14 protein-coding genes are annotated in these 14,284 nt (G+C 61.1%); 9 read left to right on the plus strand and 5 right to left on the minus strand.

Translation table 11 applies throughout. The features are described 5' to 3' along the window. Positions 1-8: 8 nt before the first annotated feature. Positions 9-1,622 (minus strand): carboxyl transferase domain-containing protein, encoded by a 1,614-nt coding sequence (locus tag BLT92_RS03760; RefSeq protein ID WP_092103300.1) that lies wholly within the window; start codon positions 1,620-1,622, stop codon positions 9-11. A gap of 138 nt (positions 1,623-1,760) precedes the next feature. On the opposite strand from BLT92_RS03760, the gene BLT92_RS03765 reads away from it, so the two are divergent. Beyond that, entirely contained in the window at positions 1,761-2,420 is a 660-nt protein-coding gene (locus BLT92_RS03765; RefSeq protein ID WP_231939005.1) for a TetR/AcrR family transcriptional regulator, read from the plus strand. Positions 2,421-2,462: 42 nt separating this feature from the next. Here BLT92_RS03765 and BLT92_RS03770 read toward each other — a convergent pair whose 3' ends face one another. The 3 genes from BLT92_RS03770 to BLT92_RS03780 all read right to left on the minus strand — a co-directional run bounded on the left by BLT92_RS03770 (position 2,463) and on the right by BLT92_RS03780 (position 6,849). Then, the gene (locus BLT92_RS03770) at positions 2,463-3,383 is read right to left on the minus strand and encodes an NADP-dependent oxidoreductase (protein WP_092103302.1); all 921 of its coding nucleotides are present in this window, start codon (positions 3,381-3,383) and stop codon (positions 2,463-2,465) included. A 78-nt stretch (positions 3,384-3,461) separates the two neighbouring features. Beyond that, positions 3,462-5,639 carry a 3-hydroxyacyl-CoA dehydrogenase NAD-binding domain-containing protein gene (locus BLT92_RS03775; RefSeq protein ID WP_092103304.1) on the minus strand — a complete coding sequence of 726 codons (2,178 nt, stop codon included), beginning with the start codon at positions 5,637-5,639 and terminating at the stop codon, positions 3,462-3,464. Position 5,640: 1 nt separating this feature from the next. Then, positions 5,641-6,849, minus strand: coding sequence for an acetyl-CoA C-acetyltransferase (locus tag BLT92_RS03780; protein ID WP_092103306.1), 1,209 nt, complete (start codon positions 6,847-6,849; stop codon positions 5,641-5,643). A gap of 585 nt (positions 6,850-7,434) precedes the next feature. On the opposite strand from BLT92_RS03780, the gene BLT92_RS03785 reads away from it, so the two are divergent. Together BLT92_RS03785 and BLT92_RS03790 are read left to right on the plus strand one after the other, a co-directional pair. Further along, positions 7,435-9,066, plus strand: coding sequence for a protein rep (locus tag BLT92_RS03785; protein WP_231939006.1), 1,632 nt, complete (start codon positions 7,435-7,437; stop codon positions 9,064-9,066). Positions 9,067-9,154: 88 nt separating this feature from the next. Then, positions 9,155-9,598, plus strand: coding sequence for a hypothetical protein (locus BLT92_RS03790; protein WP_092103310.1), 444 nt, complete (start codon positions 9,155-9,157; stop codon positions 9,596-9,598). A 38-nt stretch (positions 9,599-9,636) separates the two neighbouring features. On the opposite strand, the gene BLT92_RS03795 is transcribed toward BLT92_RS03790, so the two are convergent. Then, entirely contained in the window at positions 9,637-9,963 is a 327-nt protein-coding gene (locus tag BLT92_RS03795; RefSeq protein WP_114384628.1) for a hypothetical protein, read from the minus strand. 144 nt (positions 9,964-10,107) lie between these two features. Between BLT92_RS03795 and BLT92_RS20330 the strand changes: the two genes are divergently transcribed. The 6 genes from BLT92_RS20330 (at position 10,108) to BLT92_RS03820 (ending at position 14,276) form a co-directional block, all read left to right on the plus strand. Next, entirely contained in the window at positions 10,108-10,443 is a 336-nt protein-coding gene (locus BLT92_RS20330; protein WP_157691313.1) for a hypothetical protein, read from the plus strand. A 248-nt stretch (positions 10,444-10,691) separates the two neighbouring features. Continuing rightward, positions 10,692-11,048: a hypothetical protein gene (locus BLT92_RS20335; RefSeq protein WP_114384629.1), complete on the plus strand. Its 357-nt coding sequence runs from the start codon at positions 10,692-10,694 to the stop codon at positions 11,046-11,048. Between the two features lie 128 nt (positions 11,049-11,176). Further along, positions 11,177-11,656: a hypothetical protein gene (locus tag BLT92_RS20340; protein WP_096168510.1), complete on the plus strand. Its 480-nt coding sequence runs from the start codon at positions 11,177-11,179 to the stop codon at positions 11,654-11,656. Beyond that, on the plus strand, positions 11,653-12,897 hold the full coding sequence (locus BLT92_RS03810; RefSeq protein ID WP_157691314.1) for an FtsK/SpoIIIE domain-containing protein: 1,245 nt from the start codon (positions 11,653-11,655) through the stop codon (positions 12,895-12,897). The genes BLT92_RS20340 and BLT92_RS03810 overlap by 4 nt, the downstream gene beginning before the upstream one ends. An 84-nt stretch (positions 12,898-12,981) precedes the next feature. Then, a complete protein-coding gene (locus BLT92_RS21095; protein WP_092103320.1) occupies positions 12,982-13,173 on the plus strand; it encodes a helix-turn-helix transcriptional regulator in 192 nt (63 codons plus the stop codon). Positions 13,174-13,175: 2 nt separating this feature from the next. Next, positions 13,176-14,276: a tyrosine-type recombinase/integrase gene (locus BLT92_RS03820; protein WP_092103323.1), complete on the plus strand. Its 1,101-nt coding sequence runs from the start codon at positions 13,176-13,178 to the stop codon at positions 14,274-14,276. Positions 14,277-14,284: the final 8 nt, after the last annotated feature.

Here is a 14,284-nt window from a genome sequence, read left to right on the forward strand (position 1 = left end):
GGATGGGCTCACATTCTGAAAACGCCGTAGCCGCTGGCGTTCAGCGGGCGTTCCATCGGTCCGAAACGGGCGAGTTCGAGCGCCAGGGACAGCACCTGGCGGGTGTCGGTGGGTTCGATGATTCCGTCGTCCCAGAGTCTGGCCGTCGAGTAGTAGGGGTTGCCCTGGGCCTCGTACTGGTCGCGGACCGGCTGCTTGAAGGTGTCTTCCTCTTCAGCACTCCAGGTCTCACCGCGGCCCTCGATCTGGTCACGCTTGACCGTCGAGAGCACGCTGGCGGCCTGTTCGCCGCCCATGACGGAGATGCGGGCGTTGGGCCACATCCACAAAAAGCGGGGTGAGTAGGCGCGTCCGCACATCGAGTAGTTGCCGGCACCGAATGATCCGCCGATGACGACGGTGAACTTGGGCACGCGGGCGGTGGCGACGGCATTGACCATCTTCGCTCCGTGTTTGGCGATGCCGCCGGCCTCATAGTCACGTCCGACCATGAAGCCGGAGATATTCTGCAGGAAGATCAACGGCACGCTGCGCTGATCGCAGAGTTCGATGAAGTGGGCACCCTTCTGCGCGGATTCGCCGAAGAGGATGCCGTTGTTCGCCACGATTCCCACCGGGTGTCCGTCGAGGTGGGCGAAGCCGGTGACGAGGGTGGTGCCGTATTCGGCCTTGAATTCGTGGAATTCCGAACCGTCGACGAGGCGGGCGATGACCTCGTGGACGTCGTAGGGAGTCCTCGAGTCGACGGGCACCACCGAGGTGAGTTCCTCAGGTGAGTGCAGGGGCTCCCGGGTTTCGACGACATCCCAGTTCGGCTGTGGCTTGGGCCCGAGTGTGGAGACGATGTCGCGCATGATCTCCAGGGCGTGGGGGTCATTGGCCGCGAGGTGGTCGGTGACGCCGGAGACGCGTGAGTGGAGTGCTCCGCCGCCGAGGTCCTCTGCACTGACTTCCTCTCCGGTGGCGGCCTTGACCAGAGGTGGGCCGCCGAGGAAGATCGTGCCCTGATCGCTGACGATGATCGACTCGTCGGCCATCGCCGGCACGTAGGCACCACCGGCGGTGCAGGAACCGAGCACAGCCGCCAGTTGCGGGATGCCTGCGGCCGAGAGCGTGGCCTGGTTGAAGAAGATCCGGCCGAAGTGCTCACGGTCGGGGAACACGTCGTCCTGGTTGGGCAGATTGGCTCCGCCGGAATCGACGAGGTAGATGCAGGGAAGGCTGTTCTCCTTCGCGATCTCCTGGGCCCGCAGGTGCTTCTTCACCGTCACGGGATAGTAGGTCCCGCCCTTGGCCGTGGCGTCGTTGGCCACGATGACGCATTCGCGTCCGTTGACGCGACCGATGCCGGTGATGATTCCCGCTCCGGGACTGGCATCGTCGTACATGTCGTTGGCCGCCAGCGGAGAGAGTTCGAGGAACGCTGTGCCTGGGTCGAGGAGATTCTCGACGCGCTCGCGTGGAAGCAGCTTGCCGCGGTCGATGTGGCGCTGCCTGGATTTTTCGGGTCCGCCCAGGGCCGTGGCCCGGATCCGCTCCCGGAGTTCAGCGATGAGTTCGGCATGGGCCTCGGCGTTCGCCTGCCCCGTTGCCGGACTGACCGCAGTTCCCACTGCTCTCATTCCACTCCCCATTTCAGTTAATATTTGTTAACTGACTGCTATGATACTGCTCAAAGGCCATTGTGACAACGCGCACGGTCGAGAAGCGATCGACCCAAGGCCGATGAGCGGCCGAACCGAAGATGTGAGGTGATGGGCATGGAGCCGAAGAGTGCGGCGCCTGCAGCGGGAACGCCCCGGGCTGAGTCCGCGGGACAAACCCACGCTGCATCCGTGGCAACCGGGCGGGCCGCGGCTAAGGCCGCGCGGCGCGAACAGCTTCTCGAGGTGGCGAAGACACTCTATGCTCAGCATGGATTCCACGGTGTCCGCCTCGATGACCTGGGCAAGGGCGCTGGGATCTCGGCCCCGGCGGTCTATCGCCATTTCGAGTCGAAGGAAGCGGTCCTCGAGGAGCTTCTCGTCGGAATCTCGGAGTATCTGAACTCGGGTGGGGACGAGATCATCACTCGTCGCGAGAACGACGCGCCCGCCTCGGCGCTGGACGAGCTCATCGACTTCCATGTCGCCTTCGCAATGAGCGAGCCGGAGCTGATCCGGATTCAGGATCGCGACCTCGCTGCGCTGCCGGAGACCTCCCGACGCACGGTGCGTCACCTGCAGAGAAGCTATGTCAGCCACTGGGCCGAGGTCGTGGCACGTGCCAATCCGGGCTGGACGCTCGATGCGGCCACGGTCCGGGTGCATGCCGTCTTCGGCATGATCAATTCGACCCCGTACCAGGCCAGACGTTCAAGCGCCGAGGTGGTCGGGGTCGAATTGCGCGCAGCGGCGCGGGCGGCACTGGGGATCGCGTGACCGCGCTGGGTATCGGCTGACGTTTCAGACAGCCGCGTGACATCAGGGGACGATGACGAGTTTTCCTCGCGTGTGCCCTTCCGCGCTGGTCCTGAACGCCTCGGGCACATGGTCGAGGCTGAACGTCTGCGCCACTTCGACCGTGAGCTTGCCCGAGTCGACGAGCTCGACCAGGCGCGCGGTCTCGGCGCCGTAGGGGCGCACCCAGATGTAGCGTCCGCCGTGCTCGGCCACTGAGGGGTCTGCGACAGAGGCGTGGGCTCCACCGTCCCCCAGCACCGCGAGGGTCGTATCGAGCATCTCTCCGACGAAGTCGACGACGCCGTCAATCGGGCCGTCTGCGCGTTCGAGGACGCGGTCGGCCAGTCCTTCTCCGTAGGTGACCGGCTCTGCGCCGAGCGTGCGCAGGTACTCGTGGTTGGCCTCGGACGCGGTGCCGATGACTCTGGCACCGAGGGCCTTCGCGATCTGCACTGCGAAGCTGCCCACTCCCCCGGATGCGCCGTGGACGAGGACCGTCCTTCCGGCGATGTCGCCCAGCGCTTCGAGGGTGCGCAGGGCGGTGCCACCGGCCAGCGGCAGTCCGCCCGCCTGCTCCCAGCTCAGGCTCTTCGGCTTGGCGGTGACCGCGTGGACCGGCACCGCGACCTTCTCGGCGAAGGTGCCCGCGCCGAGCACATCCTTGCGGGCGTAGGCGATGACCTCATCGCCGATGGAGAATTCCGGGGTGTCGAAACCGAGCCCGATGACGACTCCGGCGACATCCCAGCCTGGAGTGACGGGGAACTGGACGGGCATGATGGGATCGAGGTGACCGCCCACGAGTTTCCAGTCGACGGGATTGACGCCAGCGGCGCGGACCTCGATGAGCACGGATGCCGGCGGAACCTTCGGGTCCTCGACGTCACGGACCGTGATGTCGTCGAAGTCGTCGGTGTACTGGTCGTAGACTGCTGCACGCATAACGGCGGCCTTCCGGTAGTCATCAGTGGATAGCTGATGAACACCGAAAGGCCGCCGACCTATTCCTGCGTGCAGTTCCTACTCGTAGGTGTCGTTCGACTTCGCACGCTCGACGAGCGAAGCCGGCGGGGTGAACCGATCACCGTAGGTCGCGGCGAGTTCCTTGGCACGTTCGACGAAGCCGGTCAGGCCGCCTTCGTACTGGTTGACGTACTGGAGCACGCCACCGGTCCAGGCGGGGAAGCCGATGCCGAAGATCGAACCGATGTTCGCATCCGGCACCGAGGTGAGCACCCCCTCGTCGAGGCACTTGATGGTCTCGATGGACTCGGCGAAGAGCATCCGCTCCTGCAGGTCTGCGAAGGGCTGCGTCGTCGAACCGGAGTTGAACTTCTCGCGCACACCGGTCCACAGCTTGGTGCGCTTGCCGTTCTCGTCGTAGTCGTAGAAGCCGCGTCCGTCCTTGCGTCCGGTGCGACCCTGTTCGACCATCCAGTCGAAGACCTCGTCGGAGGGGTGGCTCTCCCGCTTTCCTCCTGCGGCTTCGATCGCCTCCTCGGTCTCCTTCCGGATGTTCTGCGACAGCGTCAGCGTCAGCTCATCGAGCAGCTGCAGGGCACCGGTCGGGTAGCCGGCCTGCAGTGCCGCCTGTTCCACCGTTGCCGGCTCCACACCCTCACCGACGGCGGCGACCGCCTCGGCGATGAAGGTTCCGATCACACGGGAGGTGAAGAATCCGCGAGAATCGGTGACGACGACCGGGGTCTTCTTGATCTGCTGGACGAGATCGAAGGTGCGCGCCAGGGTCTCATCCGAGGTGTTGTCACCGCGGATGATCTCGACCAGGGGCATCTTGTCCGCGGGTGAGAAGAAATGGATGCCGATGAAGTCGGTATCGCGCTTCACACCGGTGGCCAGTTCCGTGATCGGCAGGGTAGAGGTGTTGGAGCCCAGCACTGCGTCGGAGTCGACGACGTCCTGAATCTCTGTGAAGACCTGCTGTTTGACGGGCACGGACTCGAAGACGGCTTCGATGACGAAGTCGACTCCGGCGAAGTCATCGACCGAGGCGCTCGGGGTGATCCGATCGAGGACGGCCTTGGATTTCTCCGCCGTCGTCTTGCCCTTGGCCAGGGCCGATTCCTCACGTTGGCGCGCGTAGGCCTTGCCCTTGTCCGCGGCTTCGATCTCGACGTCCTTGAGGACGACCTCGATGCCGGCTTTCGCTGCGGTGTAGGCGATCCCGGCGCCCATCATTCCGGCGCCCAGGACGCCGAGCTTCTTCACCTGACGAGGTTCGAAGCCGTCGGGGCGCGATCCTCCCGAGTTGATGTGGCCGAGGTCGAAGAAGAACGCCTTGATCATGTTCTTCGCCACCGGGGTGTGGGTGAGGTGGATGAAGTAGCGGGTCTCGACGTCCAGGGCCGTGTCGATGTCGACGTAGGCACCTTCGACGGCGGCGGCGACCGCCGCACGTGGGGCGGGCATCGGTGCGCCCTTGGTCTGGCGTCGTAGGAGTGCCGGCAACGCGGGCAGCATCGCGCCCAGTGATGGTGAGGTCGGTGATCCGCCGGGGAGCTTGAAGCCCTTGACGTCCCAGGGCTGCGCGGCCTCCGGGTTGGCCTTGATCCAGGCCTTGGCACGGTCTTCGAGATCGGCTGCGGGGGCGAGTTCGTCGACGAGACCCAAATCCAGCGCGTCGGATGCCTTGAACTTCGTCGAGGGCAGAATGGCCTTCTGCAGGGCATCCTGGATTCCGAGCAGACGCACTGTTCGGGCGACGCCGCCGCCACCGGGAAGGAGGCCCAGGGAGACTTCGGGGAATCCCACGCGCAGGCTGGAGACATCCTGTGCGGCAACCCGGTGATGCGTGGCCAGAGCGACTTCGAGGCCTCCGCCCAGGGCGGCACCGTTGATGGCCGCGGAGACGGGCTTGCCCAATGTTTCGAGGCGGCGCAGGATCGACTTCATATGGTTGGTCTGCGCTGCTTCGTCGGCCGAGTTCTCAGGGTCGGCGGTGCGCAGCTTGTTGAGGTCCCCACCTGCGAAGAAGGTCTTCTTCGCCGAGGTGATGACGACGCCGGTGATGTCGTCGACGTTGGCCTCGAGCCAGTCCACGGTGCTTTCGAAAGCATCCCTGAAGTGGTCGTTCATGGTGTTGACTTTGGCGTTCGGATCGTCGATGACGACGGTGACGATTCCGTCAGAGTCGGTGGAGCGGGAGTACTCGGTTGCAGTCGTTTCAGTGTTCGTCATGTCAGACCCTTTCGATGATCGTCGCAATGCCCATGCCGCCGCCGATGCACAGCGTGACGAGTCCACGCTTGAGGTCGCGGCGTTCGAGTTCGTCGAGGACGGTCCCGAGGATCATGGCGCCGGTGGCTCCGAGAGGGTGGCCCATGGCGATTGCTCCGCCGTTGACGTTGACCTTGTCGTGGGGGATATTGAGGTCCTTCATCCATTTCAGGACCACTGCGGCGAAGGCCTCGTTGAGCTCGAACAGGTCGATGTCGTCAACGGTCAGGCCCGCCTTGTCCAGCGCCTTCTGCGTGGCGGGGACGGGGCCAGTGAGCATGATGGTCGGTTCGGATCCGGTCACGGCGGTGGAGATGATGCGAGCCCGCGGCTTCATGTTCATCGTCTGCCCCACCTCGGCGTCGCCGATGACGACGAGGCTGGCCCCGTCGACGATTCCGGAGGAGTTCGCTGCGGTGTGGACGTGGTCGATCTCTTCGACCCAGTGGTACTTCTGGAGCGCCACCTCGTCGAAGCCGGCCTGGGCGGCGACCTTGGTGAAGGCCGGGGGCAGCTTGGCCAGGGATTCTGCTGTGGAGCCCGGGCGCATGTGCTCGTCGGTGTCGAGCAGGGTCACGCCGTTGATGTCCTTGACGGGAACGACTGACTTCTCGAAGTAGCCGTTGTCCCATGCGTTGGCGGCACGCTTCTGGGACTCGGCAGCAAACTCATCGACGTCGGTGCGGCTGATGTCCTCGGTGGTGGCGATGAGGTCGGCACCGATGCCCTGGGGGACGAAGTACGTGTCGTAGTTCGTCGTCGGATCCTGCGCCCAAGCGCCTCCGTCGGATCCGAGGGGTACGCGGGACATCGATTCGACACCGCCGGCGAGGACGAGATTCTCGAAGCCGCTGCCGACTTTCTGTGCCGCGATGTTGACTGCTTCGAGACCGGATCCGCAGAAGCGGTTGACCTGTGATCCGGCGACGGATTCATCGAGGCCGGCCACGAGTGCTGCTGTCCGAGCGATGTCTCCGCCCTGTTCACCGACGGGTGAGACGACACCCAAGACCAGGTCATCGATCGTCTTGTCGTCGAGGTCCGGGTTGCGTTCGCGAAGGGCATCGATGAGCCCTGTCACGAGATCGATTGGTTTGACGCTGTGCAGGGCACCATCACGGTTCTTGCCGCGCGGTGTGCGCACTGCGTCGTAGATGTACGCTTCGCTCATCTGTTCCTCACAGTCCTAGGGAACGGCCGACGATCACAGTCGTGTTCTCAGCCGAGGCTACGTCAACGACGATCGCTCAGTCTCAGCAACTGAGCGATCGTTCAGTAACATTCACGTTCCTATTCAATACCAGTTCTGTGTGATGGTCAACACGGTCAGCGCACGAGCCCACACTTCGAATTATGGCGGCGTGAGCGCGGACTCGAACGGGCAGGAGCGACCACTTGGGCCCGTCGCCGGCTCCTGGCCGGACGACTATGGTACAGACCGGAGTTCTCCACGCGGCTCGAGCAGTGCGCAGTCGTCACTGACTTCGCGACCAGCGGAGGTGACTGACTTCGACACCAGCGGACGTCGGGACCCACAGACGAGAAAACCCCTGTGCCGGTGTGATGCCACCGGGCACAGGGATTCGTTGCCGAGCCGCCTGCGAGAATCGAACTCGCGACCTATTCATTACGAGGGCGACGACTGCTAGATAAGTAGTCGTTTCGGCAGTTACAAACGTTGCAAGGTAAAGCCCCGAGACCGCTGGATTCGATCTCGGGGCACGCCGGGGGCACAAGCCCCAGCACCTACAGATGAATGCAGTCATCTGCACCCAACAAATATAGCGAACTCCACCGACACCGGCCGTCGATTCGTGCGTCAGCGGAGGACGCCGTCGGTGTTGCCGTCGACGCTGGCGACGGGAACGTCCGTCGCTTGCGACGCAACGGATCACGGCGCCAGCGTCGACCACTCGGTAAATCGGGAACAACTTTTCACCCCAGAGCGCCCGAGTCCGCTGAGCCTCATTCAAAACGGCAGCAGACACGCGCGGAGAAGTTCCGTTTTCGGCAGGGCCTCCGCAAGTATGCGCACCGTAAATATGTTCAGCTCTGCGGTACTCGGGCGTGTTCCGTATCGGGCGTGGGTGTTCGTCTCACCGAATCGGAGGCAGGGCGTCGGGCGGGCTTCGCCGGGTTGTCCACCTGCGGGAGCATCTGGCTCTGCCCGGTGTGTGCGGCCAAGATCGCCGCCCGTCGGGCTGAAGAACTCGGAACTGTCCTCGAGAACGTGCGTGAGGCTGGCTATGATCTTGCGCTGGTCACTCTCACGGTGCGCCACTCAGCTGAAGACACTCTGGCCGAAGTGTGGTCAGCAGTAAGCCGCGGTTGGCATCGAGTTACCGGAGGCAAAGCGTGGTTGGCAGATAAGAAGCACTACGAGATCCCCGGCTGGGTTAAGGCGGTCGAGGTCACGCATGGAAAGAACGGTTGGCACGTTCACTTGCACACCGTGATTGCGTACAAGGGCACTCCGGAAGACGCGATAGTTTTGGGAGAGCGCATCTATGACCGGTGGGAATCAGGTCTGAAAGCAACAAAAAAGCACAAGAAGAGGTTCACTGCTCTGCCTGGTTATGGCGTTGACGTGCAAATCTCTCAAGGAGGAGACGTCGGGAACCTCGGCAAGTACCTCTCCAAGCTCGGGGGCGATCTGCAAGGGCTTTCCCGAGAAGTGGCTCAGGGTGCGCAGAAGCGGGCGCGTGGGGAGAACCGGACTCCGTTCCAGATCGGGCGTGATTTCCTAGATGCTGAAGCGTCCGAAGACGAGGCGAGTCAGAGAATGTGGCGTCATGACGTTGCGATTTGGAAGGAGTGGCAGCGCACGGCTCCCGGACATCGTGCGCTCACCTGGGCTAAGGGGCTCCGCGAACAATTCGGTCTTGATGAGCAGGAATTGACAGATGAAGATGTCGCCGCCGAGGAAGTAGGAACCGAGGACGATACTGTGTGCAGCATCCCGTCCAACGCCTGGAACTGCATCAAAAATCGAGCCTGGGAGATTCTCGATGTGGCTGAGAACCGTGGAGCAGAAGCTCTGCGCACTTGGCTCGATAAGCAGGGCATCGAGTGGACAGCGGCCCCGAATAGACGCGCGGGAAATTTGACCGGGAAAGAGCGGAAGCTCATTGATTATAGGAGAGCGGCGGCGAAACGCCTGGGTGGATTGGAAGAGCCACCGAAGCCCGAGGAAGGGGAAGCTGCTCGGTGCACACGATGTGGTGAATCAATCATTACTGGCGATCATAAGGAGTGTGAGAACGAGCTGAAGAGCGAGGACATAATTACAGATCACTGGATGAAGCGACAGCAGTACCTCAGCCGGACTCGAATTGGCCGCAAACTTGGCGTGTCAGGACTGCTTCACAACAGTTTGGGCCCGGTCTGATCAAGCTGTACTGCACACCTGCGATATTTCATGGGATACAGTGCTATAAGAACTTCAAACTTAGTGCTTAGCCGAAGGGTCTCGACTGATGCGAAAAACGGCTTCGTTGTTGCTTCTGGCAGGGGTCCTCGTGGGCTTGTCATCGTGTGGTGCCAGCGAGCCTCCAGAGGATCCCGCAGACCTCGCCAAGTGGGCGCTTGAAAAGTACTCAGAGCAAGAGGATGAAAGCGCTGGCGACGCGTTCCTGGAAGAGAACCTTCCAGATGTGGGGAACACGCCTATGGGGATCGAACATGGGGTACTAGGCAAAGCCTGCAAGGTTCATGGCGAAGTGCGCGAGGGTAGAGACCTATTGCACCCGGATACAACTACACCGTTCTATGCGTCACTTGAGTGTGAAGGTGACAGCGAAGTAAAGTCCGGGTTCGTTGAGTTCGAGAACCGCCGCGATCCAATGGTTGCTGAGACTATTGTCTATTCAGATGAGGACATGGAGAGTTCAGCTAAGGCAAATTCGGTAGACCTTCAGTAGCACGGCTTGGCCATTTTTCCGGTCGGTGCGCGCGCTCGTCATTGAGATTCCTCGTCAATCGATTTCTTCTTCTTGATTAAGGTGCCACGATTTAGATCACCGACACGAGCGAGCGTTGCGACGGCTCCCCCAGATTTTAGCCAAGCTGTCACAAGCTGATCTTGAACTAGTTCAACTTCCGTTCGCAATTCCGAGATAAGTTCGACAGCCTCGCCGTATCGCTGCTCAGGTGGCGCGCTGAACATCTCCTTGAGCTCGAATATATCTTCTTGCTCATCCATAATCCGCGCACGCTCAAGTCGCGACAGCTGGTGATCCAAACGTTCAACCAGCTCGCGCAATCGTGCCCCACTCCATTCGGCCATACATACAGTGTACGAGTTGAACACCTTTCGCTTTTCAGCCTTCGCACATCTGTCTCCCATGATGTTCAAAGTAATCATCACGTGTCTACTTTGAACATCACGTGTACGGTAGAAGCGTACTCGCAATCAACCTAGGAGTCAGCAATGCAAGTCATGCCTATCGACAGTACCCGGCTGGGTTCCATCACGTTCGTCAGTTCGGAGCCGGATGCGGTTTTCGGTACTGGTGAGCAGAAAGAACGCAACGGATTGCCAGTGTGGGCGGTTGAAACGCTCATTCGCCCCGAAGAAGGGCGATCTTCGGTGGAAGTCGTGAAAGTCGCAGCTCCTTCGTCTCCCGGTTTCGAGCCGTTGACTCCGCTGAATTTCGACAGTCTGATTGCGCGCCATTGGGAAAACAATGGCCGAACCGGAATCAGTCTCAGTGCAGATGGAGTAAACGCCGCAGGCACCCCCCCCTCGTCAGAGTCGCGCGGCTGAAAAGTCGGAGTGATGGTATGAAACTCAACGATGAAGCCAAAGCCGTCTTGAGTATCGCGGGTGTCACTCAGGCTGAGTGGGCACGTCGGTGGTTCGGAGAGACAACCTGGCGAGGTGATGTGTGCGGCTGCCCGGATGAACGGTGCCGGGGTTATCACCACGACAAGTCTGAGCCGTGCGGGTGCGTGCGATCTCTCGCCCGCGAATACTCGAACAACTCCTCAGAGACCACCAAATAGGAGAAGACAGTGAGTGAAATTTTTGAGAGGAAGAAGATTCCTCGGATCAGTCCGCGTGAAGCTGGGCGCATTGTTGGCGCTTTGGCCGAAATCAGTACCTATGAAGGTCGACATCGTGACGTCGACGTTGATGATGTTGCTACGTCCCTCCGCGATGAGGCGCTTGAAGGACTCGCGCAATTCGTGCTCGGTCAAACGGACCTGGACTACTTCAAAGTGAATGATGTGCGGCGCCGTTTGAGTGAAATTCATGCTGTGGCTTGTGAAGGGGCGGAAATTTACGGTGCTCGCGCGCTTCAAGACATGGCGGACGCTGCTGCGGAAGGACTGGCCACGGACGAAATTGCAGACGGAGTGTCGTCATGAACGATCACGAGGGAGAGTCTGGCAACCGGGATGCGTGGGTCGGAGGCGGCATCCATCCAATCCCCCCACCTCCTCCGCTGCCTCCGGATCCCCCACGAGTAGGCGAGAAGGAGGAATCGCCGAAACGAATGCGGTTGGACCTTAGCGCGGTTGAGATGAAGAGCCCGTTGTGGCGCGTGCTCGCTGTCGCGGCCTTTGTGGCTGCGTTCGTCGCCCTGGGTATGTACCTCGGAGAGAAAGGCAACGCCGAGGCCGTCGCCCTCGTCGCGGTCGTCGCTCTGGCAAAGATCGCGGGCTATTGGGCGAACTTCCTCGCCAGAGTCAAGACCCCCAAGAAGGCGGGAACCCACGTCCCCACGGAACTCCGCCGCCTCGGTGAAGCTGTTCGGAAGTGGCTCAACGACCGTCCCATCGTCATTTGCTGCTTCTTCGGAGTCGCATGGGGCATCGCCACCCTCATCTCCAAGAACTTGATGACCGCATTCTTCGAACAGCTCTACAGCCCGTGGCTGTCCATCGCTGTGGGGTGCCTCATTGGTGCGGTGATCGCCGCACCCGAATTCTTCAAATCCGGTATTCGCAAAATGGGTTGGAGCCGCGAATCATGATCACCAATTGGAAACGCCGTCTGGCGCTCCGCGCCCTCTCCTGGCTGTGGGTACTGCCCGTGTTCATCTTCACCTCAACTGGCAACATCACGGGGGTTGGCTGGGTCGTGATCACGTTTCTCGGGCTGCTGTGGGCTGGTGGAGTTTATCTTCAAGTCCATTCGGCTTGGAAGTGGGCGCGGCAGTTCGGGCCTCGTACGATCATTAGCGCTTGGTTCATGCGGATTGCCTGGCCTCATCTGGCTGACCGCGCGGGGCTTGTGGATGGTGACGACAATGGTCCTGAGCTTGATGCTGTTGAGGCGGCGCATGGCGGGTGGACAGCGCTCCTCCGAACCTTCAACCACGACCGAGAACTCAGCGGACTAAAGAGTCACCGAGGCCATCTCGGACGGACTCTCGGAGTCAAAGAACTCGAGGTGCGGGACCTCGGGACGAGCATTACTCTGCGCGCATACTTCGACGACCCCTTGGCATCGAAACTGGCGTGGTCAGCTGTACCGAAAGGTTCATGTGCACGAGACGAGGACGGTCGCAATGTCGATTGGCCCCGCTTCCATACGCTGGTTGCGGGTGCTACGGGCTCGGGAAAGGGGTCAGCGATTTGGGGCATTATCGGTCCCGAAATCCGGTCAGGACGACCGATGAAGTTCTATGGGTGTGACCCCAAAATGTCGGAGTTCGCTGGCCCCGTCGAGTCTGTATTTGAGTCAGTGGCATTCGATTCCGAACCAATCGCTGAAATGCTACAGACTGTACGGGACCTTATGAAGGAACGCCGAGGCCAGGGACGCGACTTCGTGCAGTCACAAGAGAATCCACTAATCATCCTGGCGATTGATGAGTTGCCGAGCTTGTACGGCGGTATGGACAGTAAGCAGGCGAAGGCCGCCGCGAACAATCTGGATGAAATTCTGCGCCAGGGTCGTAGCCTCGGTGTGATCGTGGTGAGTGCCACCCAGGAAGTGACCAAGGAGATCGTGTCGGCTCGGAACTCATACGGGTGGCGGATCGCCTTGCGTTTGGAACGTGCTGAGGAAGTGACGATGCTTCTCGGCCAGGGGGCTGTGGAGGAGGGCGCTCGTCCGCACGAGATCGCTCCCGCGACCCCAAGCAATGGGTACGCGACAGCCGGAGTTGGTTGGGTGCGCTCCGATAGTTCGGGGTTGGTTCGTGCGCGGTTCCCGTACACCTCGGATGATGACCTGGAACAACTCGCGGCGTTCCGGGCAGTCTCTTAGTGGCAACTGAAATTTGAGGTACGAAGATTTCAGGCGGCAGCTCCCGGAGGAGTTGGCATCGCCGACAACGCAGAGGAGAGGGCAGTGGAAACGCAAGTTAAAGAACGTCTGTTGACTGCAAGAGAGGTCGCCGAATGGCTGGTGACAAGTTCTGCAACACTGTGTCGCTGGAGACAATCTGGCAAAGGACCGCGTTGGGTAGCGTTGGGAGACTCAAGCCCTCGCTACCGGCGCATGGACGTAGAAAAATGGATTGAAGAACAGGCGAGCCGTTAAGTATGGCTGTACGCAAAGAACCATCAGGCCGGTGGCGCGCTGTCGTGAAGCAGGGCCGAAGGTATGTCGATGGAGCTACATTTAACACCCAGCGCGAGGCCAAGGCGTGGGAACAGCGTCAGAAAGCCGCGTTGGCTGGTGCGGTGGACCTTGCAGCTCGTAAGCAGCCGGTTCGCTCATTACTCCTAATGTGGATCGAAGAGCGCAAGCAGACTGTGGCGACAACGACGGCGCATACTGATGCCGCGATGATTCAACGACTATCCGCAGCGTTCACAGCTCGCGCGGTCGGTTCAGTAACTGATCGAGATGTACAACGGGTACTAAACACCTGGTCCGGCAAGTATGCAGAAGCTAGCGTGCGCAGATTCAGGGCAAGCCTGGCGAGCTTCTTCGGGTGGTGTGTTTCTGAACGATGCATCGAATCGAACCCCGTAAGTGGAAGTCAGGTGCCGCGCAAGGATGCCGAGCCTGGCCGCATGAAGCCTCTGACTGAGACCGAACTGGAACAGGTTGCTGCTACGATCCGTGAATTCGATGAGCGTGCGGCGGATCTTGTATTGATCGCCTCGTGGACAGGTCTGCGTTGGTCGGAGCTGCGTGCGATCACCGTTGCGGACTTCTCGCGTGTCCCAGTGCCCGTATTAGTCGTTCGTCGGGCTGCGCCGGAAGGAGTTGCGGTAAAGACAACGAAGGGGCGACGGGCTCGCACGGTTCCGGTCGCAGATCGTGTGCTGCGTCTGGTTGAAGCCTGTGCAGACGGCAAAGCCGGAGATGACCCACTGTTCACGTCGAGTACCGGAGCACGGCTTCATGCTTCCGGATTTAAGAAGGCGGCTCATTGGAAGCAAAGTGCGAAGGCCCGTCGCATCCACGATCTGCGCCACACAGCAATTTGTCTGTGGCTGGCTCGTGGAGTGGATGCAGCGACGGTACAGGCATGGGCCGGACACGCGTCAATTAGCACGACGAACCTGTATGTACAGCATCTCGGAACGGTCGCTGACCGAGCCGGATTAGACCGATTGAACACCCCGGGGCACACCGGGGGCACACATGGAGAGGAGGACGGTGCCAGCAACGCAAACACCCCAGGCCGATGACCTGGGGT

It is taken from the genome of Brevibacterium picturae, assembly GCF_900105045.1.
Classification (GTDB): domain Bacteria; phylum Actinomycetota; class Actinomycetes; order Actinomycetales; family Brevibacteriaceae; genus Brevibacterium; species Brevibacterium picturae.

Excerpts from the sequence above, each read along its gene's own strand:
- BLT92_RS03760 (WP_092103300.1), bottom strand. The coding sequence starts at position 1,622 with ATGAGAGCAGTGGGAACTGCGGTCAGTCCGGCAACGGGGCAGGCGAAC.
- BLT92_RS03765 (WP_231939005.1), top strand. The coding sequence starts at position 1,761 with ATGGAGCCGAAGAGTGCGGCGCCTGCAGCGGGAACGCCCCGGGCTGAG.
- BLT92_RS03770 (WP_092103302.1), bottom strand. The coding sequence starts at position 3,383 with ATGCGTGCAGCAGTCTACGACCAGTACACCGACGACTTCGACGACATC.
- BLT92_RS03775 (WP_092103304.1), bottom strand. The coding sequence starts at position 5,639 with ATGACGAACACTGAAACGACTGCAACCGAGTACTCCCGCTCCACCGAC.
- BLT92_RS03780 (WP_092103306.1), bottom strand. The coding sequence starts at position 6,849 with ATGAGCGAAGCGTACATCTACGACGCAGTGCGCACACCGCGCGGCAAG.
- BLT92_RS03785 (WP_231939006.1), top strand. The coding sequence starts at position 7,435 with ATGCAGTCATCTGCACCCAACAAATATAGCGAACTCCACCGACACCGG.
- BLT92_RS03790 (WP_092103310.1), top strand. The coding sequence starts at position 9,155 with ATGCGAAAAACGGCTTCGTTGTTGCTTCTGGCAGGGGTCCTCGTGGGC.
- BLT92_RS03795 (WP_114384628.1), bottom strand. The coding sequence starts at position 9,963 with ATGGCCGAATGGAGTGGGGCACGATTGCGCGAGCTGGTTGAACGTTTG.
- BLT92_RS20330 (WP_157691313.1), top strand. The coding sequence starts at position 10,108 with ATGCAAGTCATGCCTATCGACAGTACCCGGCTGGGTTCCATCACGTTC.
- BLT92_RS20340 (WP_096168510.1), top strand. The coding sequence starts at position 11,177 with ATGCGGTTGGACCTTAGCGCGGTTGAGATGAAGAGCCCGTTGTGGCGC.
- BLT92_RS03810 (WP_157691314.1), top strand. The coding sequence starts at position 11,653 with ATGATCACCAATTGGAAACGCCGTCTGGCGCTCCGCGCCCTCTCCTGG.
- BLT92_RS03820 (WP_092103323.1), top strand. The coding sequence starts at position 13,176 with ATGGCTGTACGCAAAGAACCATCAGGCCGGTGGCGCGCTGTCGTGAAG.